Raw genomic sequence first — 2,985 nt, forward strand, 5'->3', positions numbered from 1 at the left:
GCCCGCGTCAGCCCCGCCGCAGCACCCTCCGCCGCTCGCGCTCCGGCCGGCGCCGTCCCCGGCGGCGGCGTTCCGCCTCGCCGCCGTCCAGCGTGAGCCAGACCCGTATCTCCGTACCGCCCAGCACCGAAGGGCCGATCCGCACATCGCCGCCCGTGGACTCCGCGACCCGTCGGACGATGTCCAGGCCCAGCCCCGTCGAGCCGGGCTTGCCGTCGCCGTGACCGCGGCGGAGCGCCGCGTCCGGGTCGGGGATGCCGGGGCCCGCGTCGGAGACGAGCACGATCACGGAGTTGCTGGCGGGCCCGCCGTGGTGAACGTCCACGGAGAAGGCCGTGCCCTCGGGCGTGTGGCGGAAGACGTTGCCGAGCATCGCGTCGAGCGCCGCGGCGAGTTCGGTACGGGCGACGGGCACCCGCACGGGGCGCTCCACCCCGGCCAGCCGCGCCTCGCGGCCCTCGTCCTCGGCGAGCGCCGACCAGAACGCCATGCGTTCGCGGATCACTTCGGCGGCGTCGCAGGCGGCGGACTCCATGGAGCCCGTCGTCTGGGCCCGTTGCTCCCGCTGTTCGCGTGCTGTGCTGATGATGTGGTCGACCTCGCTCTCCAGCTTGGCGACGGCCTCCCGTGTGTGCTCGGCGGCGTCGCCGTCGCCGAGCGAGGCGGCGTTCAGACGCAGCACCGTCAGCGGCGTACGCAGCCGGTGCGACAGGTCCGCGGCCAACTCTCGTTCGTTCGCGAGGAGTTGGACGACCTGGTCGGCCATGGCGTTGAACGCGACGGCGGCGGAGCGCAGTTCGCTCGGCCCGTCCTCCGGCACCCGCACGCCGAGCTTGCCCTCGCCCAGGGAGTGCGCGGCGGCGGCCAGCCGCCCCGCCGGGCGCACCATCAGCGTCCCGAGCCGGTCCGCGACGGCCACCGACCCGAGGATCAGCGCGATGCCGACGCCCGCGAGGATGAGCCAGGACGTGGTGACGTTGTGCGTCACCTCGTCGTTCGGGATGAACACCTCGACGACGGCGAACTCGCCGCTGGCCACGGCCGTCGGCCGCAGCAGCGTGTAGCCGCCCTCGACCGTCGCCGTCGAGGCGCGGCCCTGCCGCCGCGCCATGTCGAGCTGTGCCTTGGTGGCGCGCTGGCGTCCGACCTCGACGCCCTCGTCCGCCCCGGCGCTGTCGCCGCGGCCGGCCCGCGCGGAGGAGGACTCGGGCACCTGCGGCACATGGACGGCGAGCCGTCCGTCGCCGCCCGCCTCCGTGCTGACCACGGCCTTCTCCAGTTGCTGCCGGTCGGTCGTGATCGCCAACACCGGGCCGACGGTGGCCGCTTGGCGCTCCGCGTTGGAGAACGCCCGGTCCCGCGCCGTCTCCTTCACCACGAGCCCCAGGGGCACGGCGAAGGCGATCACCACCATGACCGTCACGGCGAGGCACACCTTCACCAGCGCCCATCTCATGCCCGTATGTCCTCTCTCACTGCGGCGCCTCCCTCGGCGCCTCCAGCTTCACTCCGACGCCGCGGATGGTGTGCAGATAGCGGGGCCGGGCCGCCGTCTCGCCCAACTTGCGGCGCAGCCAGGAGAGATGGACGTCGATGGTCTGGTCGTCGCCGTAGGACTGCTGCCACACCTCGGCCAGCAGCTCCTTGCGCGCGACGACCACGCCCGGCCTGCCCGCGAGGAAGGCCAGCAGGTCGAACTCGCGCCGGGTGAGGTCCAGTAGCGTCCCGTCCAGCTCCGCCTGCCGCCGCAGCGGGTCGATGGCGAGGCCGCCGACCTTCAACACCCGTTCCGTGACGGTGCCCTGGCCGCCGCCGCCCGCTCCCCCGCCGGCCTGCGAGCGGCGCAGCACGGCGGCCATACGGGCCGAGAGGTGCTCCACGGAGAAGGGTTTGACGAGGTAGTCGTCCGCGCCGTCGTTGAGCAGCCGCACGATCTCGTTCTCGTTGTCGCGCGCGGTGGCGATGATCACGGGGACGTCGGTGATGCCGCGCAGCATCTTCAGCGCCTCGGCACCGTCCAGGTCGGGCAGGCCCAAGTCGAGGATCACGACGTCGAATCCGTACTGAGCGACTTCTCTCAGCGCCTCCAGCGCCGTTCCGACGCTGCGCACCACATGCGAAGCGTCCTTGAGGTGCCGAATGAGGGCGGAACGTACGAACTGGTCGTCCTCGACCACGAGCACTCGGGCCATGGGCGCACGTTACGCCATACGTGTGATGCGAGTGAGCAGGTTGCCGCTATGGTGACAGGGATGGGACGACGACCACTTGTCCACGCGGCTGCTTGGGCCCTGGCCACAAGCGGCGCGGTGACGCTGTCCTGGTTCGGGGTCCACACGGTGCTCGCGGGCACGCAGTACGACCCGCCGCGCTCCCTGCCCATCGCGGACGGTTCGTCCTCGACGACGGGTCCCGGGGCGCCGTCGCCGCAGCAGCCCGAGCCGTCCCCCTCCCCCTCCGCGACCAAGAGTTCGCCGCCGAAGCAGCCGCGGCCGACGAGGTCCTCCCCGGCGCCGGGCGGCGGCTCGCACACCACGAAGCCGCCCGCCGATCCGGCGCCGCCCGGCCAGGATCCGCCGGACTCGGGGAAGGTGCAGGGCGAGAGCGTCGCGGGCGGCCGCGCGGTCTTCGACATGCGGGACGACTACGCGACGCTGGTGTCGGCGACGCCCAACGACGGCTGGGAGACGCAGGTCTGGAAGGACACCACCTGGATCCGGGTGACCTTCTCCAAGGACGGGGCGGCCTCCTCGATCTTCTGCCGCTGGGACGGCGCACCGCCGCGCATCGAGTCGTACGAGAACGGCTGAAGCGGGGCAGGCTGCCGGGTCGGCACCGGCGACGGCCGGGCCGAACACCCGTGCCGCGCCCGGGCGTTGAGCACGCGGCCGAGGGCTGTCCCCGGCCGCCCCGCGTCATTCGAAGGTGCCCTCCGGCGGCACGGGCGACGGCCTCGCGGTCGCGTCCGTGACCGGCGCCGCTCCC

Annotated in this window: 3 protein-coding genes; 1 reads left to right on the plus strand and 2 read right to left on the minus strand. The window is 73.3% G+C overall.

Annotation, left to right across the window (positions count from 1 at the left end):
- Positions 1-7: 7 nt before the first annotated feature.
- Both AN218_RS17940 and AN218_RS17945 read right to left on the minus strand, forming a co-directional pair.
- A complete protein-coding gene (locus AN218_RS17940) occupies positions 8-1,456 on the minus strand; it encodes a HAMP domain-containing sensor histidine kinase (RefSeq protein WP_070017906.1) in 1,449 nt (482 codons plus the stop codon).
- A gap of 16 nt (positions 1,457-1,472) precedes the next feature.
- Positions 1,473-2,192, minus strand: coding sequence for a response regulator transcription factor (locus tag AN218_RS17945; RefSeq protein WP_070017907.1), 720 nt, complete (start codon positions 2,190-2,192; stop codon positions 1,473-1,475).
- Between the two features lie 117 nt (positions 2,193-2,309).
- Between AN218_RS17945 and AN218_RS36790 the strand changes: the two genes are divergently transcribed.
- Positions 2,310-2,810, plus strand: coding sequence for a hypothetical protein (locus AN218_RS36790; protein WP_338059628.1), 501 nt, complete (start codon positions 2,310-2,312; stop codon positions 2,808-2,810).
- Positions 2,811-2,985 lie beyond the last annotated feature (175 nt).

It is taken from the genome of Streptomyces nanshensis (assembly GCF_001751255.1).
Taxonomy (GTDB): domain Bacteria; phylum Actinomycetota; class Actinomycetes; order Streptomycetales; family Streptomycetaceae; genus Streptomyces; species Streptomyces nanshensis_A.